Here is a 22,082-nt window from a genome sequence, read left to right as displayed (position 1 = left end):
GATTATACCGTTTTTTTGAATGCTGAAATAGTTGAATATTTTTCTGTCTTATAGGTTTTTACGATCATATTGAAGATCCTGTTCCGCAGCAGAAATCCTGTCAGGCCCAAAATACCCAGGCTGGCAACAGCCAACTCAATTCCTGCCAGATATTTAACTGCGGCAAACACCGCCATTGGGACCAGCATTTGGGGAATCATCATCAGCATGACTTTCATGTTGAAGTTATTGCCGCCTCCGCCGAAAGATTTGGCAGTGGTGTTGAGGTCTATCGGTGTTTTGTTGAACGCTCCCGCCAACAGGGTGAGGTAAGAATTAACGCCCAAATTGTAAAGCCCCGCCGCAAAAATTGTGAGATAAAACTCCCAACTGATAAACACATAACCAAGCGCTAACACCATTGAAATGGCCGTAGCAATGACTACAAGATACCATTTAGCCAGTAAAAACTCTTTGTAAGGCACATGCTGCGTCATCATCAGGGGGTAATAAGAACTGTCCCACGCCGGTACGCGCTGCCCAAACATGAGCAAGAAGCCACCTGTCACAAAAATACCCAGGAAAACCCGCATGAAATCGGTACTGTACGCAGACCCCGCAAAATACAGCAACCCATAAAACAGGAACATGATGCCGCCAAGCAATGCAGACCGTGCAGCTTTGCTTCTCTTTAAAAGTCGGATATCGTTGTTAATGAAAGTTCCTAAAGTGCCAAAACGGTTCAGGAATTCAATGTTTTCTGTTTTACCGACAGCTTTTTCCAGTTCCAGGCCACGGTCAAGGTAGAAATTACGGTAGATATTCCGGTGTGCTAAAAATGCAAAACCTATCGCCAAAATAACAGGAACCAGTGCGGTAATGGGCTGCTCATACAATGCGGAAAACACTTTCTCGGATATGCCTGAAAGCGCTACATACCCATAATAATCAAGAAAGCCCGACACCGCGATGATTGCAGCAACACTATACAAAACCGCATCCTGTTTATTAATAATGATATTCAGGAAGTTGATGACATAAAAGACAGCCATAATCCCCACCAGAAAAGCCAAAACACCCAAGACTGAATAGCCGCCATCAAAAATGAGCAATACACAGAAAGGCAGCAGGAAAAGCAGGTAACCCCAATTGAAAAAATTGAAGAAAATCTTTAGAATGGTATAGTTTACAAGTTTCTTTTTAGTAAGGTTCTGCGTAAGAAACGGTTTGATATTCTGGGTAGGCATCTGCTGTAGAAAATAACGCACCACCATATCGAAAGCGGCATAGTAAATAAAGTACTTCGCAAACAGATCCACGGGGTCAACATTCATTTTTTCTCTGGAGACGAAATACAATCCCACCGCCATGAAAGCAAAAGTAACCCCCATACTCAGGTAGGCAAACCCCATCAGGATTTTAATGGCCAGGTTGGCACCAAACTGCGGATTACGCAAAAAGCTTTTCAGCTCCAGCCGCAATAGTTTCAAATACATAGCTTATCAGTTTTAACGATTAGTTAAAGATAACCTCTATTTGTTACATAATTTCGGCTAATAAGGCCTGCCAAACTATTTCATGAGTTCTTTCGCCTGCAACACAGCCGCCTCGGTAATTCGGCTTCCGGAAAGTAACTGGGCGATTTCCTGAAGTTTTTCGTCTTCATTTAAAGGAATGATGGTGGACTGCGTTTTTCCTGCCACCTCTTGTTTGATGACTTTATAATTGCTGTTGCCTTTTGCGGCTACCTGCGCCAGATGCGTAATCACGATCAGTTGCATATCGGCTGCCATTTCCTTCATTACATTGCCCATTTCCTCGGCTACTTTGCCTGATACACCTGTATCAATCTCATCTAGGATCAACGTAGGAAGTTCGGCATTTTCAGCCATCAGTTTTTTAATGGAAAGCATCACGCGCGATCGCTCTCCGCCAGAAATAGCGCTCTGGATTGGTTTCAGTGGGAAACCCGAATTCGCCTGAAACAACAGTTCTATTTTCTCTTTACCAAAATTGTTAAACAGTTCACTTTCAGTTATTTTGACTTCTATTTTGGCTTTTTCAAGACCTAGTTGCCGCAGAAGCGACTCTATTTTTGTGGTAAAAACCGGTACAGATTGCTTTCGGTTAGCAGAGAGTTCCCCGGCAATTTCAGCAAGTTTCTGCTCGGTAGTCGTTTTTTTCTTTTCAAGCGCAGCGATGGTTTCTTCAAGTTGTGTAAAACTGTTTTGCTCCGTAGCAATCTGATTGCGGATGTTCCTTAGATCTTCTACAGTGGTTACCCCGTGCTTCAGTAGTAGAGAATTCACGGTATTCAGTTTCTGGTTGAGGTGGAACAATACTTCCGGGTCTGTTTCTATTTTTTCGGCGGCATCCTGAAGTTCGAAAAGTATATCCTTAAACTCCAGAAAGTTTTCCTGGAAACGCTGGCTCAGCAAACTGAATTCATGGGAAAGGTCGGCCACTTTTGAAAGTTTGCCTTTTACGTCGTTTAGCGAATCTAGCACCCCAATTTCTTCAGCATCTAATTTCGCGAATATCTGCGAAAGGTTATCTGTAATGGCTTCGGCATTTTCCTGGCGTTTTACCTGATTCTGAAGCTCCTCCAGATCCAGTTCGTCAAGGTTGGCTTCAGTAAGTTCTTCAAACAGGAAATTACGGTAGTCGCTTTCGCGGGTTCCCTCGGCTAGGTTTTTCTTAGACACTTCAAGTTCGGCAAGTATTTTCCTGAAGCCAGAAAACGTTTGCTGATATTGTGCGAGCAGATGTTTGTTTGCCGAAAGTCCATCAATGATCCGGAACTGGTATTCTTCGTTAAACAGGTTGGAAGTTTCAAACTGAGAATGGATATCAATGAGTTTGGATGACAAAGATCTCAGTGTTTCTAAAGTTGCCGGAACGTCATTGATGAAAGCCCGGGATTTCCCGTTGGGCAATATTTCTCTGCGAATTACGGTGTGTATATCAAAATCGAGATCATTCTCCTCAAAAAAAGCCCTGAAGTCTTCGCTAACAGTAAACTCGGTCTCTACGATACTTTTGGTTTCGGTATTATTCAGCGATTTAATATCGGCTCTTTCCCCAAGAATGAGTCGCAGCGCGCCCAAAATGATGGATTTACCCGCGCCTGTCTCACCCGTAATCACCTGTAAACCATTGTTTAAAGTAATTTCAAGTGAATCTATTAAGGCGAAATTCTGGATAAAAATTCTGGACAGCATGTATGAATCAGTTTACAAAAATAAGTTACCGGATAAAGCGCGTAAATTTACGGAATTAAAAAACGATGCCGAAACGTTAAAGCAGGGTTTTAATGTTTTGAAATCAATAAAAAAACACTAAAAATCAAACACACGTTTTGCTTTATTATACGCACTTTCAAAATGCAGTAAATTGAGTGAATGATTGATTTTTTCCGCGGCCATAAAGTTAATGACTTGTTCTGTAGGCATATTCCCTACCAGATCATCTTTGGCCATAGGACAGCCGCCAATCCCTCTAATGGCCGAATCAAATCTTCGGCAACCTTTACTGTAAGCGGCTTTCAGTTTTGTATAAGAATCTTCGTACCGGTTATGGAAATGGGCACCAAAATCAATATTTGGATATTTCGGCGGTATTTTCTCGAAGACCAGTTCAATCTGTTGTGGTGTACCCGTGCCGGTTGTATCGGAGAGCAGGATGTTTTTGATGCCAATCTCACTGAACCGCTGCGCCCAGAAATCCACATCCTCCCATTTCCACATTTCCCCATATGGGTTTCCAAATGCCATCGAAAAGTATACATTAAGCGTGCGACTATCATTTTCCAGCAGTTTGGCAATCTTTACGATGTCGCGGAACGCGGTTTCCTGATCTTTATTGGTATTACGGTGCTGAAAAGTCTCAGAAATAGAGAATGGGAAACCTAAATATCTACCTGCGCGTGTTCAAGCGCTTTTTCTGCTCCCCGAAAATTGGCTACGATCACCGAAAGCTTAGTTTTTGAACGGCTCTTATCAATCTCGTCCACCACAATCCCAGAGTCTGCCATTTGCGGGATTGATTTCGGGGACACGAAGCTCCCACAATCCAGCACATCAAAACCTACATCCATTAAAGAATTCAGGTAATCAATTTTTTCACCGGTTGGGATAAATTTTCCCCAACCCTGCATAGCGTCTCGCGGACATTCGGTTAAAAACATGATGTTTATTCGGTTTTTTTCAAAGATAAACATTTTTTGTCATGCGCCTTCAGTACACCTTCGGTTGAAAAAGAAAGCGTTTAAAGCGTATTTCATCAACGATTTGCTACCTTTGTTTAAACTCAAATTTACTAAAAATGAAGACGATAGAATTCGACCTCGCATGGAAGCTGAAATTACAGAACCGTTTCATCAATTATGCCAAAATTTACTCTACCAGCGACCCGGAAAGCGAGTCCACCCCCAGTACCGAACGGCAATGGAACATCGCACGCTACCTGTATGACGAGCTAGTAGAGCTGGGCCTGAGTGATGTTTCACTGGACGAAAACGGCTACATTTACGCCTATATCCCATCAAATGTAGAGAATGATGACGAACCGGTGGTCGGGTTTATTGCCCATTATGACACTTCGCCAGATTATAACGGAGAAAATGTAAATCCCCAAATCTGGGATAATTATGACGGTGGCGACCTGCTACTGAATAAAGAAACCGGCTTCACCCTGTCTCCTTCAAAATTTGAAAGCCTGAAGGATTACATCGGTAAAACATTGATCACGACAGACGGAACCACGCTTTTAGGAGCCGATGACAAAGCCGGTGTTGCCGAAATCGTAACCGCTGCTGAATATTTGCTGGCTCACCCGGACATCAAGCATGGTAAAATAGCGATCGGGTTTACACCGGACGAAGAAATTGGGCGCGGCGCGCATAAATTTGATGTAGAAAAATTCGGTGCAGAATGGGCTTATACAATGGATGGCGGCGAAGTGGGCGAACTGGAGTATGAGAATTTCAACGCGGCTGGCGCTGTGGTAAAAATCCATGGTTTGAGCGTGCACCCAGGGTATGCCTTCGGGAAAATGGTAAACGCAGCCCTGTTAGCTGCCGAATTTATAAAAATGCTTCCGGAAAACGAAACACCTGCTACCACCAAAGGTTTCGACGGGTTCTATCATTTAACCGACCTTAAGGCTGATGTATCAGAGGCCAAACTGCAATACATCATTCGTGATCATGATGAAGAAAAATTTGAAGCGAGAAAGAAACTGATTACCGACACAGTAGCAGCATTCAATGCTAAATTTGGTGAAGGAACCGCTGAAATTGAAATAAAGGAGCAATACCGAAACATGAAACAGCAGTTCGAAGGTAAAATGCACATCATTGATATTGCCGAGCAAGCCATGAAAGACGCGAACATTGAGCCTAAGATAAAGGCAATACGCGGCGGGACTGATGGCGCACAACTCTCTTACATGGGATTACCGTGCCCGAACATCTTTGCCGGTGGCATCAACTTTCATGGGCCTTACGAATATGTGGCATTAGAATCGATGGAGAAAGCCGTAAAAGTAATTGTAAACATCGCCAAGGCAATGAAGAAGCAGTAACCTTCAAGTACTTTTTTAATTTTAACCTATGGCTTTTGCTGTAGGTTTTTTTGTTGATATATATAAACCAAAAAAACCATCACATTTCTGTGATGGTTTTGCTCCTCTTCTTGGGCTCGAACCAAGGACCCTCTGATTAACAGTCAGATGCTCTAACCAACTGAGCTAAAGAGGAGTGTTACTCTTTGCTTTAAGCGTGTGCAAATATAGAAAGTTTTTTATTCGCACCAAAATTTTTTATCAAATTTTTTTAAAATTTTCCGGTGATCCATTTTACAATATCGTTTCCGAAGATCAAAACCATGAGTCCAAGCAGGAACAAGACCCCAATCATCTGGGCATTCTCAAGTATTTTTTGTGGTACAGGCTTGCCGGTTATCATTTCCCAAAGGGTGAACATGACGTGCCCGCCATCAAGGCCTGGGATAGGTATTAAATTCAGGAATGCCAACCATACGGAGAACATTGCGGTAAAACTCCAGAAAAACTCCCAGTTAATTGTTTCTGGCATTTGCTTTATAATACCGATTGGGCCAGATACCTTCTTATACCCTTCAGTTGTTGTATTGAACACAATTTTAAACTGCTTAATCTGCATCGTCAGCACATCAATCGTACGGGTAAGTCCGCGCGGAATGGCTTCTAAGAAACTGTATTGCTTTGTAACCCTGGCCTCATCAAGGGACGCCTGTGCAATCTTCAGATCTGTCGCAAACCCCAGTTTACCTTCTTTGTCCACCATCACAGGAATTTCTTGCACTGTGGCGTTTCTCTCCACCTTCAAGGTCACATTTGTATTTTTACGAGCAGAAAGCTCCGGGCCCAACTCATCAAAGAAACGGATGGGTTTATCATCTATACCTATAATTTTATCGCCTTTCATCAGTCCGGCTGCTTTTGCAGTGCCGCCAGGCTGTAAACTGTCGATAACCACAGGGAATCTTGGGGTAAAATAGGCCTTAGCTTCATTGCTTTTCAGTACTTCGGCAACACCCAGTTCATTCACGGGGAAGGTTACTTCCTTACCGTCGCGGTTTACGGTTACCTCATCAGCAAACAGCATGTTTACGGTAGAAGTCTCCATACGTTCCGCGGATTTGCCATCTATTTTAAGGATCTTATCACCGGTTTGCAGTCCCATTTTCCTACCGGCTTCACTTACTGCGATGCCGTTCTCAAATTTCGTATTGTCGTGGTACGTTTCCCCTTTAAAATAACTTAGGGATGAATAAATAAGCCAAGCCAGAAAAAAGTTTACGGTTACCCCACCAAGCATGATGATCAACCTCTGCCAGGCCGGCTTACTACGGAACTCCCAAGGCTCTGCGGGCTTTTTCAACTGTTCGGTATCCATGCTTTCATCTACCATACCGGCGATCTTTACATAGCCACCGAAAGGAAGCCAACCGATGCCGTATTCGGTGCCGCGGAACTTCACCTTGGCAAGTGAAAACCAGGGATCGAAGAATAAATAGAACTTTTCTACTTTGGTCTTAAAATATTTAGCGGGAATAAAATGCCCCAGTTCATGCAGGATTACAAGGATTGAAATACTCAGAATGAACTGGAAGAGCTGTATTAATGTCATGATTTTGTTTAAAATTTTACAGAACTGCGAAGATACAAATTATCGCACAAAAAAGGTTCCCAAAGCTGAGAACCTTTTAATATATCAGGTTGATATTGTGTTTAGAAGGTAAAACGGAAGCCTGCCGCAAATCTGCCTGCTTCAGCATCAGAATTATCCCCGATGATGAAACGCGGTCTCCAGTCCATGGAGAAGTTAAGCGGTGCATTCGGAATTTTGAAATCAAGGCCTAGCATGGCAGCTGGTGCGAACTCAGTAAATCCGTCACCGAAAAGAATACCAGGACCCAAACCTACGTACCACCCAAGACCGTTAGCTCCTGCAAATGGCTGCTGATACTGGTAATTGGCCTGTGCAAGGGTAACACCATCGCCAAATAACACACTAAATTCACCTGCATGGTTTGGCTGGAAGAAATGCTTCACGTGTGGGCCCACCAAAGTAGATCCGTCACCAAAATCTACAAGTACACCCGCACCTGTCTTATAAGATTGTGCAGAGGCATCTGCGGTTCCGAAAATCATTGCAACGGCAAGTGCTGCGCCAGAAATTAACTTTTTCATAATATTATTTTTTAATGTTTAATTATTTTTAAAGGTTGATGGAAACACCTATGCTTCCGTTGTTACCAGCTTCTAAAAAGGCCCCAATCTTATCATTGAAGAAGTATCTTGCGCCAATATGCGCACCAAGACCGAAAGTATTACCTAACACACCTACATCCAAACCAGGATATACATCCCACTGTTCAGGCAGTCCCAATACTTCCTGCAAATGCACATTTAATCTGCCGAAAATGAAAAAATTATTGTCTTTATCTTCATCTTTGTAACCATCGAAATAAATATTAGCGCCGGCACCAAGAGATAACATGTTGCTGATGCCGTAATCATACGTGCCTGTAATCCCTGTACCATTGCCCCATCCGCTAAGACCGATCTGTACTTTCTGGTCACCATTTCCACTCCACGCCTGCGCTGCCAAAGGTGCTGAAAGCATTGCTGAGCAGGCTAAAATCATTAATTTTTTCATGTATATATTTACTAGTTGTAATTTTACCATCAAATATAAGACCAAGCATCACATTTACGACTAAGAGTATCTGTGAACCAATTCTCTTTAAACCGTATAAAGTACTATCTATGAGTAATTTAAAAATTACTGGAATTAATTTTGACATTCATTGGAAAGACAAAGACCAAAACTTCCGAAGCCTTGACAAAATGACCGACAAAATTTCTGCAGATATAATCGTATTACCTGAAATGTTTTCAACAGGATTTTATATGAATGCCGAGGAGATTGCCGACCGCAACGAAGAAACCCTGAAATGGATGCAGCAATTGGCCACGAGAAAGCAAACAGCTGTGTGTGGAAGCGCTTCTGTCGCTGATCATGGGAAGTTTGTAAACCGTTTTTATTTTGTATCCCCGGACGGGACTTATCAGAAATATGATAAACGGCATCTTTTCAGCTATTCGGACGAAGATAAAACCTACGCAGCGGGCCAAGAGCGTGTGATTGTACATTATAAAGGCTGGCGAATTCTTCTACAAGTGTGTTACGACCTGCGTTTCCCTGTCTTCTCCCGGAATAATGATGATTATGAGGTGGTGCTGTATGTCGCAAACTGGCCAGCTGCCCGCATTGACGCTTGGAATACTTTGCTGAAGGCACGCGCCATTGAAAACCAATCATATGTTTTTGGTCTTAATAGAATCGGCACTGATGGCAACGGGCTTGTGTATCCTGAAAGCTCTTATTGCTATTTTGCCAACGGGGACTTGGTTTCTGAAACAGAAGAATACTTTGTACACGCAGTTCTTGATCGGGAAAAACTGCAAATTTTCCGAAATAGATTTAAATTTTTAGACGATCGGGATCAGTTCAAAATTTTTTGATCAGGCAAAATCTTTAAGTAAATTGGTAAGTGTGTTAACGTCATGCACTCCACTCGCCTTCCAGAGGAGGTTGCCTTCTTTAAAAACAGCCAAAGTAGGGACGCCACGCACCCCATATTGTGCGGCTATCGCAGGATATTGGTCCACATCTATTTTTACGATTCGTGCAAGTTCGCCTACGTTTTCTTTTACGCTGGTCAATACAGAAGACTGCACTTTGCACGGGCCACACCACGTCGCGAAAAAATCAATCAGTACAGGTCGGCTATCGTTAATCAATTCCTGAAATTTTGCTGACATTTCTAAAAACTTATTATTTTACTAAATCCCTTGGGTTACGAGGAACAAATTCTGATCTAACACGCCTACGACTTCATGTACCTCATCCACAGGGATATGGAAGGTATCGTATTCCCGCAAAACGAATTCGCGGTCGGCAAATACAAAGTTTATCTCTCCTTTCACCACGACAAGTGTGGCAGGCACCGGTGTGCTGTGCTTTTTCAACACAGCACCGTTACCTAACGCTACAGCGAAATATTTGATCTGGTCGCTTTTTATGAGATGTACCACCGAAGGTTTATCGGTGCTGAAGGTTATATTTTCAAGGATATTCATTTTATACGGCTTTATTGGTACAGCCTGCTTCGGTTTTGGGTATTTGCGTTTCTTTTATCTTCGCAAAGCCGCCTTCCACTTCAGTAAAATTACGGATGCCGCGCGAATTCAGGATGCTGGCTGCAATCATGCTGCGATAACCGCCGGCACAGTGGATCACGAAATGTTCCTCATTATTAAGTGATGACGCCCAGTCATTAATTTCGGCAAGCGGCATTTTCAGGGCATTTACTACATGGGCTACATGATATTCACCATCTTTTCTAACATCCACCACTTTTGTATCTTCGGTATATCTTTGGGCAAATTCTTCCGCGGAAATCCTGTGGATACTATCAATTTCTTTCCCGCTGCTCTTCCAACTGGCAAAACTACCATCAAGAAAGCCCAAGACATGGTCGAAGCCCACGCGTGAAAGCCGGGTGATAACCTCTTCTTCAGTCCCCGGTTCTGACACCAGCAAGATAGGTTGCTGCACATCCACAATCATGGCTCCTACCCATGGTGCAAAGTCACCTTTTAGCCCAATATTGATGGAATTAGGTATAAAACCTTTATGAAACTCTGCGGCAGGGCGTGTATCCAGAATCAGTGCGCCGCTTTGTTCAGCCAAAGTTTCGAAATCTTCAATGGAAACTGGCGTATTCGCCTTACGCATCACCTCATCGAAACTTTTGTAACCCCCTTTGTTCATCGCCACATTCATCCCGAAATAAGCGGGTGGCGCGGATAGGCCGTGCAATACCTCTCGGATAAATGACTCCTTATCTGGCTGTAGCAGCGCGTAATTTGTTTTCTTCTGGTTGCCTAAAGTATCTACTGTTTCCTTCTGCATGTTTTTCCCGCAGGCAGAACCCGCACCATGCGCCGGATACACTACGATATCATCTGGTAAAGGCATTATTTTGTGCTGTAGGCTTTCATACAGCAAACCTGCAAGTTGCTCTTGAGTAAGATGCGTGGCTTTCTGTGCGAGATCGGGGCGGCCGACATCTCCCAGGAACAGCGTATCGCCCGAGAAGATGGCAGTTTCTCTCCCATCTTCATCAATCAGCAAATAGGTAGAACTCTCCATCGTATGTCCCGGAGTGTGAAGTACTTTGATTTTAACTGCACCGATTTCAAAGATCTGTTCATCTTCTGCAATGGTAGCCTTGAAATCGGGCTGTGCTGTTGGTCCATAGACAATATCAGCACCGGTCTTTTCGGAAAGATCGAGGTGGCCGGAAACAAAATCTGCGTGGAAATGGGTTTCAAATATATATTTAAGTGTGACCTTGTCTTTCTCCAGTCTTTCCAGATAAGGTTTTGTTTCGCGTAGCGGATCGATGATCGCGGCTTCGTTTCCGGAAACGATGTAATAGGCGCCTTGTGCAAGGCATCCGGTATAGATCTGTTCAATTTTCATCTTCGTAAAATTATCTTGTTGAGAACTGGCTTTCAATGGAATAGCCGGTTATTTATTTTGATTCTGTTCTTCGACACGCTGATATTCCACGGGGTTTCCGTTTTTGTCAGACATCTGACCAGCTTGCCCGTCTTTGGTGATTTCCCACATAAAGTTTTCATTGCTGAAAATTGGGTTTCCACTGGCATTTACAGTTTTCGCATGCAAAATTTGCTCTGCCTGACCTTCTTTCTGGAGTTTTACAGCTACCTGATCTCCTTCAGAAAAATACGTAACGGTAATTACTTCCCCGGCGGCACTCTGCATCTGCTGAGGTTTTTGTACCAGTGCAGCTTCGGTTTGCTCTACAGCTGTTTCTGTTGTCTGAGTATCATTTTTTGTACAGGAAGCGAAAATCCCCACTGTGATGATTAGTAAAAATAAGTGTTTCATGTTGTAAACTATTGTTGTAAAAATATTTCTTTAATGATGATAAAAAGTCCCATTCCCAAAACAATCCATCCAAAAAGGGGTTTCAGTTTGCGGCCGTCTGTTTTTTTGGCAATGGCGATTCCTATAAAGATCCCGGCTATAGAAAGTGCGGTAAAAGACAGCAGAAATGCCCAGTCATGTTTTACCATTTGCATCGTACTGATAAAACCAATAAGCGAATTGATGGCAATAATGAAAAGCGACGTAGCGACTGCCTTTTTCATGGGAAGTCCCAAGAGCATCACGAGTGCCGGTACAATAAGAAACCCACCGCCAGCGCCTATGAGTCCGGTAATGATCCCTACCAGAAGCCCCTGTGAAACGAGAATGGTGTAGTTGGTTTCCTCATACTTGCGAAGGAGCGGCCGGTCACTGCGCCGAATCATTTTGAAGGAGGCAATTAGCATCAGTATCGCAAAAAGCAGCAGAAGGAACATTTCCTTTGTTAGGGTTATTCCCCACCGGTTGATGATATAATGCGGCAGATGCGGCAACACCAGCCTTCGTGAAAATATCACCCCAAGTACAGAGGGGATGCCAAAAGTAAGTGCCGTGCCAAAATTAATCTGTTTCTGCCTGATGAAGCCTGTAGAACCTACCAAACTGGTAATCCCCACTACAAACAACGACAAAGCCGTGGCTGTAATCGCATCAAAATGAAACACATATACAAATATAGGAACACTAAGGATACTGCCACCGCCGCCGATGAGCCCCATTACAAGTCCGATTACAATCGCAGAGAAATAGCCAAGAAATTCCATCTATTCATCACCGGCAATTGCAGCCGGTATTTTTAAAACCAAACAAAGCTACTAAAAATGCCACTATCAACCGCCACACTGCAAGAATAACCTTCTTTAAGCATAAGGTTTTCCTTGCACAGGGTAAATTTTATCTGATATTCTTATATTTACTAAAAAAATAATGGCGGACAGAAACATGTTTATCGAGGAATTTTGTTCAAGATACCAACCCAAAGGCCAGTACATTACCTTAGGGAAAGGCATGCTTGAGGGTGAAGTAATGCCTGAAGTAAACATCAATATCCCATTGAAAACCATTAACAGACACGGCCTGATTGCTGGCGCAACAGGTACCGGCAAAACCAAAACGGTGCAGGTCTTCGCAGAACAGCTTTCACATAAAGGAATCCCTTCTTTGGTATTGGATATCAAAGGAGATTTCTCAGGGATTGCGCAACCGGGCGAGCAAAGCCAAAATATTGCGGAACGTTATTCTAAGACAAAACTTCCGTATCAGCCTCAAGCATTCCCGGTGGAATTGATGACGATTTCCGGTGGCGAAGGTGTAAAATTGAGAGCAACGGTTACGGAGTTCGGGCCGGTCCTGCTGTCTAAGATTTTGGGACTTAATGATACCCAACAAAGCATCATTTCCATTGTTTTCAAATATTGTGATGATAAAGGGCTGCCACTCATCGACCTTGATGATTTAAAGAAAGTGCTGCAATACCTTACCGATAATCCGCAAGGCAAGGCAGATCTGGCAACCAGCTATGGCGCGATTTCCACCGCTTCGCTTGGGGCGATCTTGCGTTCGATCGTCGCCCTCGAACAACAGGGTGCTACACAGTTTTTCGGTGAACCCAGCTTCGATGTAGAAGATCTTTTACAGCAAAGAAACGGCAAAGGAGTCGTAAATATCCTCAGGGTGGCAAACATCCAGAGTAAACCGCACCTCTTTTCAACGTTTATGCTCTCGCTTTTTGCCGAAATATACATGATGTTTCCTGAAGAGGGCGACTCTGGTCAGCCCAAATTAGTCCTTTTCATTGATGAAGCACATCTTATCTTTAAAGAAGCCACCAAAGCCCTGCTGAACCAGATAGAAACAATGGTGAAACTCATCCGTTCGAAAGGTGTGGGCATTTATTTCATCACGCAGCTTCCGGGGGATGTGCCAGAAGCTGTGCTTTCACAACTCGGCCTGAAGATTCAGCATGCGTTACGTGGCTTTACCGCAAAAGACCGTAAAGAGATCAGCAAAGCCATTGAAAATTACCCAGTCACCCGCTTTTATGATGCCGAGAACCTCATCCAGAATCTTGGGATTGGCGAAGCTTTCATTACCGCACTTGATGAAAAAGGCATCCCGACACCGCTGGCTCATACTTATCTGATTTCACCGGAATCGAGGATGGATATTTTAACAAATGCTGAACTTAGCGCACTTACCTCAAGCTCTGCTTTAGTAAGGAAATATGAACAGCCACTAAACAAAGAGTCTGCTTATGAAATGTTGACAAACCGAATGGAAAGCGCAGCGCAGAACACCACCACTTCAGAGAAACGCAAACCCGCGAAAGAGGGACCCGACCTTTTCGAAACCATCATGAAATCCCGCGCCGGCAGAACCTTCACCACCACTTTGGCACGCGAGGGCGCAAAATTTGTACTGGGAATGTTTGGATTAGGCGGCAGAAAAAAGTAAAATTGCACCCAATTCAGCAGTAATAAAGAAGACAGAAACAGAAGAAAATGTACGCAGTAATTGATATAGAAAGTAACGGAGCAGGCTTCAGAAAAGAAAGTATTATCGAAATTGCTGTGTTTAAATATGATGGCCATACCATTGTCGACCAGTTCATCTCCTTGGTGAACCCCGAAAGTGAAATCACTCCGTTTGTACAGAAACTTACGAATATTTCGCCAAAAATGGTACAAACAGCGCCAAAATTCCCCCAAATTGCCCGCAGAATTATTGAAATCACCAAAAACTGCATTTTAGTCGGGCACAATATCGAGTTCGATTACCGGATGCTGCGCCAGGAGTTCAAACGCTTGGGTTACGACTTCAAAAGCCATACATTAGATACCATTCCGCTTGCGCAAAAACTCATCCCGGAAGCCGAAAGCTACTCGCTGGGGAAACTCGTCAAATCGCTTGGTATCCCTTTGGTGGACCAACACCGCGCTTCTGGTGACGCACGTGCGACACTCGATCTTTTCAAACTTTTACTGATTAAGGATAAAGATTCAGAGATCATACAGCAGCATCATGAAGAAAGCAACGGCAAAAGTTATTTGAACAAAGTACGCAATCTCACCCAGGACCTACCTGCCGAAAAAGGCATCCTTTACCTTCAAAATGCTAAGGGCAAAATTATTTATTTCGATTTTGTGGATGATCTCATCAAAGCGGCACGGCATATATTTAATGCAAAACTTAAGCGTTGGGAAAGCATCCAGCAAGAGACGGAGCAAATTCAGTATGAACTTACAGGTAATGACTTACTCGCACGTCTGATGATGGAAACCAAGGGTCTGCGCAAAAGACAAAGTCTCCCATACGGACTTTTCTACAAAAATGAACGTTATATTACAGAAAAAATAGCACACGAGAAACTGCATAAACCTCTGCTTAAATTCAAGTCCTTTACCCAAAGCCTAAAAGCGGTGAATTTCATAAAATCCCGGCAAGATCTGCAAAATCCCCAACAGTTAACAAGTCTTATCTCGCTCGCGGGGCGGTACCAATTATGGCTTACTGACGGAAGAACACTGGGTGAAAAATCCTTCCTAATGATTGAGAACGGGCGGCTTACCGCCTATGGGTTTTACGAACTACATACCCAAATCAACACACAGAAAAAACTTTCAGCGCTGAAAATTCCGGTAGAAAAGTTCCCAGGCGATTTAAAAAATGACCTGCAATTGGCACTTTTAAGAGGAGATTTCAAGATTCAGGAACTTCCGAAATAATATTTTTTCTGAAATTACCTACCTTTACACCCCAAAAGAGGCAGGCGTTTACATGCCTTTACAGCCTTGTTAAATATAACCATCTGGCCTAACAATAAAAAAATGACCAACAAAGATCTACTGAAAATCGCTGAGCAGTTCGGGACTCCTACTTACGTGTACGACGCGGAATCCATTAAAATACAATACGAAAAACTCACCTCCTCATTCCATAAGAGCACCCGTTTCTTCTATGCATGCAAAGCACTTTCAAACATCAATATCTTAAAATATGTAAAAAACCTCGGTGGCAATCTCGACTGTGTATCGATTAATGAAGTGAAACTTGGCTTGCGCGCAGGTTTCGAGGCAAAAAACATCCTCTTCACGCCCAACTGCGTAGATTTGGCAGAGATTGAGGAAGCCATGCAGCACGGCGTACACATCAACATCGACAATATTTCAATCCTCGAACAGTTCGGGAATAAGCACGGTGGCTCCTACCCTATATTCATCCGTATCAATCCACATATTTTCGCTGGCGGAAACTATAAAATCTCTACAGGGCATATCGACTCGAAATTTGGCATCTCAATCCATCAGCTACGCCATATCGAGCGGGTAATGAAGAGCACTAACCTAAATGTGGAGGGACTTCATATGCATACCGGTAGTGAAATTAAAGATCCTGATGTATTCCTGCAAGGTCTAGAGATCATGTTTGAACTTGCCGAACACTTCCCGAACCTGAAATATCTGGATATGGGCAGCGGCTTTAAGGTACCTTATCAGGACGGTGACATAGAAACGGATGTACAAACACTCGGTAAAAAAGTAGAAAAAGCCTTATCCGAATTCTCTAAGACCAGTGGCAAAAAATTTGAACTTTGGTTTGAGCCCGGGAAATATCTCGTGAGTAAAAGTGGGAATCTCCTGGTAAAGACCAATGTTATCAAACAAACGACGGCCACCGTTTTTGCGGGCATAAATTCGGGCTTCAACCATTTAATTCGGCCCATGTTTTACGATTCTTACCACATTATCGAAAACCTGTCAAACCCGAAAGGCGCTGAACGCATTTACACCGTGGTTGGGAACATCTGCGAAACCGACACATTTGCCTGGGACCGCAAACTTAACGAAACGCGGGAAGGCGACATCCTAGTTTTCCGCAATGCCGGCGCTTATGGTTTTGAAATGAGCTCAAACTTCAACTCGCGCCTGAAGCCTGCGGAGGTCCTTTTTCTGGATGGCAAGGCACAGTTGATCCGCCGCCGCGATGAATTTGAAGACCTACTTAAAAACCAAATCGAAGTTTTGTAAAACGTAGGCAGAACATCCAAAAAAACGTAACTTTAATTAAATTTTAAAGCAATGAAAAAGTTACTTCTGTCATTACTGTTTTCTTGCAGCTTTTTGCAGGCACAGTACCTCATCGATGATAACGATATTACGGAAAACAACAAAGAAGTCGGCCGTGTAGCCATTGCGTACGACTTCAGCAATCCGATGGAGTTTTACCGTCTGAAATGTGAAAATCCCACCTACGCACAGTATCCGCGAGGTGAAAATGGCTTTAAGGACACCTTGTTACTGAATATGAAAGGCTATTTGGATACGGCTTTATACTCCGTGAACGGTACGTTTGAACTTCATTTTACCGTGGATAAAACAGGAAGGATTAAGAACTTCGAACTGAAACCTGAAGTCCCTAACGGTCACCTGCTGAGACGCGATATAGAATTGACGCTTCGCCAAATGAATGTAAAATGGAATCCAGCCACTTGCAACGGAATGCCCATTGAATCAAGGGTTCGGCAAAAAATCAATTTTATCACTGAGGTTTTTGATATTTAAAACCATGCCCCGATCTACCTTGTATTAGCGTTAAGATATTTTTATCCTACTGCCATTTTGTCATAGAAATACGTATCTTTGCACCATAAACTTTTAGGAAGCCCAGGCTTTCTATCCAACCTTTTATCACGTGCAAGAAAAATATATAGACGAAAGCAAGCAGGGAGAAGCCTTTGCTATTGCTGAAAAGCCGCAGAACTCACGAAAACTGTTCCTGGAGAGTTATGGTTGCCAGATGAATTTTTCAGATTCAGAAATCGTAGCTTCCATCCTTAGTGAGCAGGGTTATAATACGACCCTTAAACAGGAAGAGGCCGATCTTATTTTGCTTAACACCTGCTCCATCCGGGAGAAAGCAGAACAAACAGTTCGTATGCGCCTTTCACAGTTCAAAAACCTTAAAAAAGAGAAACCAGGACTTACCGTGGGGGTACTGGGTTGTATGGCGGAACGGCTCAAGACCAAATTTCTTGAAGAAGAACAGTTGGTAGATCTAGTGGTAGGACCAGACGCTTACAGGGATTTGCCCAACCTTTTAAAAGAAACCGATGGTGGCCGCGACGCGATTAACGTTATCCTGTCAAAAGACGAAACGTATGCAGACATCAACCCGGTACGTCTGGGCGGCAATGGGGTGACCGCCTTCGTTACCATTACCCGTGGCTGCGACAACATGTGTACGTTCTGTGTGGTTCCTTTTACCCGTGGCCGCGAGCGTAGTCGCGATCCCCACAGCATCATCGAAGAATGCCGCACTTTATGGGAAAGCGGCTATAAAGAGATTACCTTGCTTGGGCAAAATGTAGATTCATACCTTTGGTACGGTGGTGGCGCCAAAAAAGACTTCAAAAATGCCACGGAGATGCAGAAGTCAACGGCGGTGCGCTTTGCCCAACTCCTAGAAATGGTAGCCCAGGCCGTTCCACAGATGCGGATCCGTTTTTCTACCTCTAACCCGCACGATATGACCACTGATGTTTTTGAAATGATGGCACGTTATGAAAATATTTGCAAGTACGTTCATTTACCTGTGCAAAGCGGCAGCGACCGGATGCTCGAAAAAATGAACCGTCAACACACGCGCGAAGAATATTTAGAGCTCATCCGAAAAGCCAAAGCCATCGTTCCGGATATTGCTTTTTCACAGGATATGATCGTAGGTTTCTGTGGAGAGACGGAGGAGGATCACCAACTCACGCTTTCGCTAATGAAAGAAGTTGAGTATGACTACGGTTATATGTTTGCCTATTCTGAAAGACCTGGCACACCCGCTCATAAAAAAATGGAGGATGATGTACCGGCAGATGTAAAACAGCGCCGCCTTGCTGAAGTGATCGCGCTTCAGGGAGAGCTTTCACGTAAAAGAATGTCGGGTTACGTAGGCAAAATCCATGAAATATTGATAGAAGGCACCTCCAAAAAAGATGAAAACCAATGGAAAGGCCGCAATTCCCAAAATGCTGTTTGTGTTTTCGATAAGAAACCAGGACAAAAGATTGGCGATGTGATCCCCGTTTTCGTGCACGGCAATACCCAGGGCACACTCTTAGGAACCGCTGCCGCGGAAATATCCGTTGCGGTAAACTAATCACCATTAACTGACGTAAAACATGACCGATTTACAATCAATAAAAACGCGCTTTGGCATCATCGGAAATTATCCGGCGCTGAACCGTGCACTTGAAAAGTCTATACAGGTGGCCCCAACCGATATTTCAGTATTGGTGATAGGCGAATCTGGTGTGGGGAAAGAGTTTATACCTAAAATTATCCACAGCGAATCCCGCCGAAAACACCAGCCGTACATCGTTGTGAACTGTGGTGCCATCCCGGAAGGAACTATAGACTCTGAACTTTTCGGACATGAAAAAGGAGCTTTCACCGGTGCCACTTCTACCCGAAAAGGATATTTTGAGGTTGCCGACGGCGGAACAATCTTCCTGGATGAGGTGGGCGAGCTACCGCTTCAGACTCAGGTAAGGTTGCTAAGGGTACTTGAAAGTGGTGAGTTCATGAAAGTAGGTTCTTCCCAAATTCAAAAGACCGACGTCAGAATTGTTGCCGCTACCAACGTAAATATGCTGAGCGCCATTGAGGACGGAAGGTTTCGTGAAGATCTATATTATCGACTGAATACCGTACAAATTGACATGCCGCCGTTGCGTGACAGAAAAGGCGACATCCACCTGTTATTCAGGAAGTTTGCGGTTGATTTCGCAGACAAGTACCGAATGCCGGAGCTTCAGTTGAATGAAGAAGCGGTACATTATCTTGAAAACTATCCGTTCCCGGGAAATGTACGGCAATTGCGAAACCTTGTGGAGCAAATGACGGTGGTGGAACAGATCAGGAACGTCAATGCAGCCAAATTGGCGGAGTACATTCCCATGAATGCCCATCTGCCAGCGGTTGTTCAGCGCAATAATTCGGGCAGTAGCAACAGCGATTTTGGGTCTGAAAGAGAAATTATGTATAAAATCCTCTTCGATATGCGGAATGACTTAAATGATTTAAAATCACTTACTTCCGAGCTCATAAAGAACAGAGGGAACAGCGACTTCAGTCATCATGAGAAAAACCTGATTAACCGCGTATTTACCCCGGAATCACAGGTACAGAATCCCAATTCTTTGCTTTATTTCGAAAACAGCAACAGCCCTAACTATCAGGCTAATAACACCAACAATGACCGGGATGACCGGTATGGTGATGTAGAGGATATTGAAATTGAAGAAACCAAGCAAGACTCTTTATCACTACAAAATAACGAACGCGAACTTATTGTTAAAGCCCTTGAAAAATATAACGGCCGAAGAAATAAGGCCGCAGATGAACTTGGCATTTCGCAAAGAACACTTTATAGAAAAATAAAGCAGTATAATCTGGAAGATTAATATGAAACATCCGTTATCTACCTATAGAAAAAATTTTTGGTGGTTACTGCCCTTACTTTTGGTTGCCGTACAGTCGTGCTATTCATTTACACTGTCTTCGTTAAGTGCCGATACGAAAACCATCTTAATACGTGAATTTCCCAACAACGCAGCGCTGATGAACCCCAATCTTTCTCAGCAGTTTTCTATCGATATCCAAAATCGTTTTCTACAGCGTACTACACTAAAAGGTACTACAACCGATCCGGATGTGCTTATTGAAGGGGAAATTACTGATTATTCAATCACGCCTACTACCATTTCATCAGCTGTAAATGCACCGGGCGGTAATATTCAGGCAGCACAAAACAAGTTAACTATCACAGTTAAAGTACATTACGAAAACAAAATTGAACCTGAAAAAAGCTTTGACCGTACTTATTCCGATGAAGCTGTTTTCAGTAGTAATCTGGACATCAACGCCATCGAAGCTACCCAGGTGAAAGTCGTGAACGAACGCATCATCAATAAAATTTTTAATGACATTGTCGCCAACTGGTAACATGAACGCAAGAATTACACAACTCGTAAAAAACCCAGAATCTTTCATTAAAGAAGATCTTACTTTATTACAGACACTTCTTAAAGAGCATCCATACGTACAAAGTCTGCGGGCATTGCAATTATTTGGAACCCAAAGGTTTAATATAGAAGAATATCAGGAAGTATTATCAAAAACGGCGGCTTACACTACAGATAAAAAGATTTTATATCAGTTCATCAATAAGAGCACAAACTCGGAGCCAAAAGATAGCGTAAGTGCTGAAAATCAATGTATTAAAACTACGGAAAGCATCTATCAGGAAGTTGTAGCGGAGCCAAAGCCAATGGCAGAACCAGTATATGTCAATGGCGAACTTAACCGTATTCTGTTCGAAGGGGAAGAGGATTTTCTTGAAGAAACACATGCTGCACTCGATCTGTCTTCAACTTTTGAAAGTGGGACCCTTGTCGTACAGAAAAGCGAACCTGTTTCAAATGAAAAAACAGATGATGAACCAAAAGATATACAAATAAGCGCTGAGCCAGAAGTAGTTGTTACTGAGGCAACTGAAATTCCATCAGAAAATATTCCGGAAAAGCCTGAAGAACCAGTAATTGAAACCATCACACCCGAAAATACTGCCCAAGTAAGTTTCCACGGCACGTCAGATTTCTTGCCTCAAGTAAAGATGCCAGTGCAAAAATCCATACAAACCGTACAGCCTGCGCCCGTAAAAAGCAATAAACACGAAGAAGAGATGCAGCGCCTGATTGCCGAAGTAGAGGCAAAGATGAAGGCTTCGAAAAAAGCAAAACCCCAAGTGTCTGAGGATAAAACGGCGAACCAAACGGAAACAAATTTTGAGAACGTACAGGAATTCATCATTTCCGAAAGTGCTGAAGAAAAAACGACTCCTGAAACGTCTGATGAACCTGCCACACCTCTTCCAGAAAACCCGCATACATGGAAACCGATGCACGTTGAAACTCATCAGCCAGATGCGCTGATTGGTAAAACGGCTGAGGAAAAAAAACCAGAAGACAAGAACGCTGCGCACCCTACTGAAGTTGAGGAAAAGACAGAAGAGCGGCCCGTATTTAATCTTTCATTCTTTACGCAACAGGTAGCCTCTCTCGAAATTACGCCGGAAGTGGAGCATGCTGAACCGGTAATTACAGTAGATGCCCCAGCGCAAAGCAATATTCCATCTTTCATAAACACATGGCAAAAGTGGCTGAAGATCGAAAAAAATGAGACTGATGAAAAACTGTCAAAAGAAGAAGAAAAGACCAAGATCATCGAGGAGTTTATCGTAAAAGAACCAAAGATTTCAAAACTGAAAGAAGATACGGATTTCGTGGTAAAAGACAGAGGCGACAATATCTCGCACCTGATGACCGAAACGCTTGCCCGGCTGTACACCGAGCAGAAACTGTATTCAAAAGCGATTAATGCCTACCACATCCTTACTGAAAAATACCCGGATAGGAAATCAACCTATGACGAGCATATCCAGATGATTAAAAATCTTCGTCTAAATAAATAAATTAACTAAA

General features: G+C 43.3%; 20 protein-coding genes, 1 tRNA gene and 1 pseudogene. 10 read left to right on the top strand and 12 right to left on the bottom strand.

The window, feature by feature from the left end; translation table 11 throughout:
* Positions 1-2: 2 nt before the first annotated feature.
* The 3 genes and pseudogenes from CO230_RS00205 to CO230_RS00195 form a co-directional block, all read right to left on the bottom strand.
* The gene (locus tag CO230_RS00205) at positions 3-1,475 is read right to left on the bottom strand and encodes a DUF5687 family protein (RefSeq protein WP_122026767.1); all 1,473 of its coding nucleotides are present in this window, start codon (positions 1,473-1,475) and stop codon (positions 3-5) included.
* Positions 1,476-1,550: 75 nt separating this feature from the next.
* Positions 1,551-3,200, bottom strand: a complete 1,650-nt coding sequence (locus CO230_RS00200; RefSeq protein WP_122026766.1) for a DNA repair protein RecN — start codon at positions 3,198-3,200, stop codon at positions 1,551-1,553.
* A gap of 117 nt (positions 3,201-3,317) precedes the next feature.
* Positions 3,318-4,165: pseudogene (locus tag CO230_RS00195) on the bottom strand (hydroxymethylglutaryl-CoA lyase).
* Positions 4,166-4,302: 137 nt separating this feature from the next.
* On the opposite strand from CO230_RS00195, the gene pepT reads away from it, so the two are divergent.
* Positions 4,303-5,562, top strand: coding sequence for a peptidase T (gene pepT, locus CO230_RS00190; RefSeq protein WP_122026765.1), 1,260 nt, complete (start codon positions 4,303-4,305; stop codon positions 5,560-5,562).
* Positions 5,563-5,663: 101 nt separating this feature from the next.
* Here the strand turns inward: pepT and CO230_RS00185 are convergent.
* From CO230_RS00185 to CO230_RS00170, 4 genes are all read right to left on the bottom strand, one after another.
* Positions 5,664-5,737 (bottom strand) — tRNA-Asn (locus CO230_RS00185).
* 75 nt (positions 5,738-5,812) lie between these two features.
* Entirely contained in the window at positions 5,813-7,150 is a 1,338-nt protein-coding gene (gene rseP / locus CO230_RS00180; protein ID WP_410492854.1) for an RIP metalloprotease RseP, read from the bottom strand.
* Positions 7,151-7,251: 101 nt separating this feature from the next.
* A complete protein-coding gene (locus tag CO230_RS00175) occupies positions 7,252-7,713 on the bottom strand; it encodes a PKD domain-containing protein (RefSeq protein ID WP_122026763.1) in 462 nt (153 codons plus the stop codon).
* Positions 7,714-7,741: 28 nt separating this feature from the next.
* Positions 7,742-8,182 carry a DUF6646 family protein gene (locus CO230_RS00170; protein ID WP_122026762.1) on the bottom strand — a complete coding sequence of 147 codons (441 nt, stop codon included), beginning with the start codon at positions 8,180-8,182 and terminating at the stop codon, positions 7,742-7,744.
* A gap of 110 nt (positions 8,183-8,292) precedes the next feature.
* Between CO230_RS00170 and CO230_RS00165 the strand changes: the two genes are divergently transcribed.
* Positions 8,293-9,051 carry an amidohydrolase gene (locus CO230_RS00165; RefSeq protein ID WP_122026761.1) on the top strand — a complete coding sequence of 253 codons (759 nt, stop codon included), beginning with the start codon at positions 8,293-8,295 and terminating at the stop codon, positions 9,049-9,051.
* Here the strand turns inward: CO230_RS00165 and CO230_RS00160 are convergent, their stop codons facing one another.
* The 5 genes from CO230_RS00160 to CO230_RS00140 are packed head-to-tail and all read right to left on the bottom strand — an operon-like array spanning position 9,052 to position 12,312.
* Positions 9,052-9,351, bottom strand: a complete 300-nt coding sequence (locus CO230_RS00160; protein ID WP_122026760.1) for a thioredoxin family protein — start codon at positions 9,349-9,351, stop codon at positions 9,052-9,054.
* 21 nt (positions 9,352-9,372) lie between these two features.
* A complete protein-coding gene (locus tag CO230_RS00155; RefSeq protein ID WP_122026759.1) occupies positions 9,373-9,669 on the bottom strand; it encodes a cupin domain-containing protein in 297 nt (98 codons plus the stop codon).
* Between the two features lies 1 nt (position 9,670).
* Positions 9,671-11,077, bottom strand: a complete 1,407-nt coding sequence (locus CO230_RS00150; protein ID WP_122026758.1) for an MBL fold metallo-hydrolase — start codon at positions 11,075-11,077, stop codon at positions 9,671-9,673.
* A 48-nt stretch (positions 11,078-11,125) separates the two neighbouring features.
* The gene (locus CO230_RS00145; RefSeq protein ID WP_122026757.1) at positions 11,126-11,509 is read right to left on the bottom strand and encodes a hypothetical protein; all 384 of its coding nucleotides are present in this window, start codon (positions 11,507-11,509) and stop codon (positions 11,126-11,128) included.
* 8 nt (positions 11,510-11,517) lie between these two features.
* On the bottom strand, positions 11,518-12,312 hold the full coding sequence (locus CO230_RS00140; protein WP_122026756.1) for a sulfite exporter TauE/SafE family protein: 795 nt from the start codon (positions 12,310-12,312) through the stop codon (positions 11,518-11,520).
* 163 nt (positions 12,313-12,475) lie between these two features.
* Here CO230_RS00140 and CO230_RS00135 point away from each other — a divergent pair, with 163 nt between their 5' ends.
* The 8 genes from CO230_RS00135 (at position 12,476) to CO230_RS00100 (ending at position 22,072) form a co-directional block, all read left to right on the top strand.
* Positions 12,476-14,002, top strand: a complete 1,527-nt coding sequence (locus CO230_RS00135) for a helicase HerA-like domain-containing protein (RefSeq protein WP_122026755.1) — start codon at positions 12,476-12,478, stop codon at positions 14,000-14,002.
* 47 nt (positions 14,003-14,049) lie between these two features.
* Entirely contained in the window at positions 14,050-15,273 is a 1,224-nt protein-coding gene (locus tag CO230_RS00130; protein ID WP_122026754.1) for a PolC-type DNA polymerase III, read from the top strand.
* Positions 15,274-15,375: 102 nt separating this feature from the next.
* Complete coding sequence (gene lysA / locus CO230_RS00125) at positions 15,376-16,575, top strand: diaminopimelate decarboxylase (RefSeq protein WP_122028826.1); 1,200 nt, start codon at positions 15,376-15,378, stop codon at positions 16,573-16,575.
* A gap of 51 nt (positions 16,576-16,626) precedes the next feature.
* Positions 16,627-17,109 (top strand): energy transducer TonB, encoded by a 483-nt coding sequence (locus CO230_RS00120; RefSeq protein ID WP_122026753.1) that lies wholly within the window; start codon positions 16,627-16,629, stop codon positions 17,107-17,109.
* 130 nt (positions 17,110-17,239) lie between these two features.
* The gene (gene miaB / locus CO230_RS00115) at positions 17,240-18,697 is read left to right on the top strand and encodes a tRNA (N6-isopentenyl adenosine(37)-C2)-methylthiotransferase MiaB (protein ID WP_122026752.1); all 1,458 of its coding nucleotides are present in this window, start codon (positions 17,240-17,242) and stop codon (positions 18,695-18,697) included.
* 22 nt (positions 18,698-18,719) lie between these two features.
* Positions 18,720-20,003, top strand: coding sequence for a sigma-54 interaction domain-containing protein (locus CO230_RS00110; protein ID WP_122026751.1), 1,284 nt, complete (start codon positions 18,720-18,722; stop codon positions 20,001-20,003).
* A 1-nt stretch (position 20,004) separates the two neighbouring features.
* Positions 20,005-20,544, top strand: coding sequence for an LptE family protein (locus tag CO230_RS00105; RefSeq protein WP_122026750.1), 540 nt, complete (start codon positions 20,005-20,007; stop codon positions 20,542-20,544).
* Positions 20,522-22,072, top strand: a complete 1,551-nt coding sequence (locus CO230_RS00100; RefSeq protein WP_162989940.1) for a hypothetical protein — start codon at positions 20,522-20,524, stop codon at positions 22,070-22,072. The genes CO230_RS00105 and CO230_RS00100 overlap by 23 nt, the downstream gene beginning before the upstream one ends.
* Positions 22,073-22,082 lie beyond the last annotated feature (10 nt).

Origin of the sequence: Chryseobacterium sp. 6424, from assembly GCF_003692615.1 — a bacterium.
In the GTDB taxonomy this organism is placed as follows: domain Bacteria; phylum Bacteroidota; class Bacteroidia; order Flavobacteriales; family Weeksellaceae; genus Kaistella.
This window is presented reverse-complemented; position numbering and strand designations above follow the sequence as displayed.

Bases quoted from the DNA above. Each gene is read 5' to 3' on its own strand.
- CO230_RS00120 (WP_122026753.1), top strand. From the start codon at position 16,627: ATGAAAAAGTTACTTCTGTCATTACTGTTTTCTTGCAGCTTTTTGCAG.
- CO230_RS00155 (WP_122026759.1), bottom strand. From the start codon at position 9,669: ATGAATATCCTTGAAAATATAACCTTCAGCACCGATAAACCTTCGGTG.
- CO230_RS00160 (WP_122026760.1), bottom strand. From the start codon at position 9,351: ATGTCAGCAAAATTTCAGGAATTGATTAACGATAGCCGACCTGTACTG.
- CO230_RS00105 (WP_122026750.1), top strand. From the start codon at position 20,005: ATGAAACATCCGTTATCTACCTATAGAAAAAATTTTTGGTGGTTACTG.
- rseP (WP_410492854.1), bottom strand. From the start codon at position 7,150: ATGACATTAATACAGCTCTTCCAGTTCATTCTGAGTATTTCAATCCTT.
- CO230_RS00110 (WP_122026751.1), top strand. From the start codon at position 18,720: ATGACCGATTTACAATCAATAAAAACGCGCTTTGGCATCATCGGAAAT.
- pepT (WP_122026765.1), top strand. From the start codon at position 4,303: ATGAAGACGATAGAATTCGACCTCGCATGGAAGCTGAAATTACAGAAC.
- lysA (WP_122028826.1), top strand. From the start codon at position 15,376: ATGACCAACAAAGATCTACTGAAAATCGCTGAGCAGTTCGGGACTCCT.
- CO230_RS00135 (WP_122026755.1), top strand. From the start codon at position 12,476: ATGGCGGACAGAAACATGTTTATCGAGGAATTTTGTTCAAGATACCAA.
- CO230_RS00100 (WP_162989940.1), top strand. From the start codon at position 20,522: ATGACATTGTCGCCAACTGGTAACATGAACGCAAGAATTACACAACTC.
- CO230_RS00205 (WP_122026767.1), bottom strand. From the start codon at position 1,475: ATGTATTTGAAACTATTGCGGCTGGAGCTGAAAAGCTTTTTGCGTAAT.
- CO230_RS00140 (WP_122026756.1), bottom strand. From the start codon at position 12,312: ATGGAATTTCTTGGCTATTTCTCTGCGATTGTAATCGGACTTGTAATG.
- CO230_RS00175 (WP_122026763.1), bottom strand. From the start codon at position 7,713: ATGAAAAAGTTAATTTCTGGCGCAGCACTTGCCGTTGCAATGATTTTC.
- CO230_RS00130 (WP_122026754.1), top strand. From the start codon at position 14,050: ATGTACGCAGTAATTGATATAGAAAGTAACGGAGCAGGCTTCAGAAAA.
- CO230_RS00165 (WP_122026761.1), top strand. From the start codon at position 8,293: ATGAGTAATTTAAAAATTACTGGAATTAATTTTGACATTCATTGGAAA.
- CO230_RS00200 (WP_122026766.1), bottom strand. From the start codon at position 3,200: ATGCTGTCCAGAATTTTTATCCAGAATTTCGCCTTAATAGATTCACTT.
- CO230_RS00170 (WP_122026762.1), bottom strand. From the start codon at position 8,182: ATGAAAAAATTAATGATTTTAGCCTGCTCAGCAATGCTTTCAGCACCT.
- CO230_RS00150 (WP_122026758.1), bottom strand. From the start codon at position 11,077: ATGAAAATTGAACAGATCTATACCGGATGCCTTGCACAAGGCGCCTAT.
- CO230_RS00145 (WP_122026757.1), bottom strand. From the start codon at position 11,509: ATGAAACACTTATTTTTACTAATCATCACAGTGGGGATTTTCGCTTCC.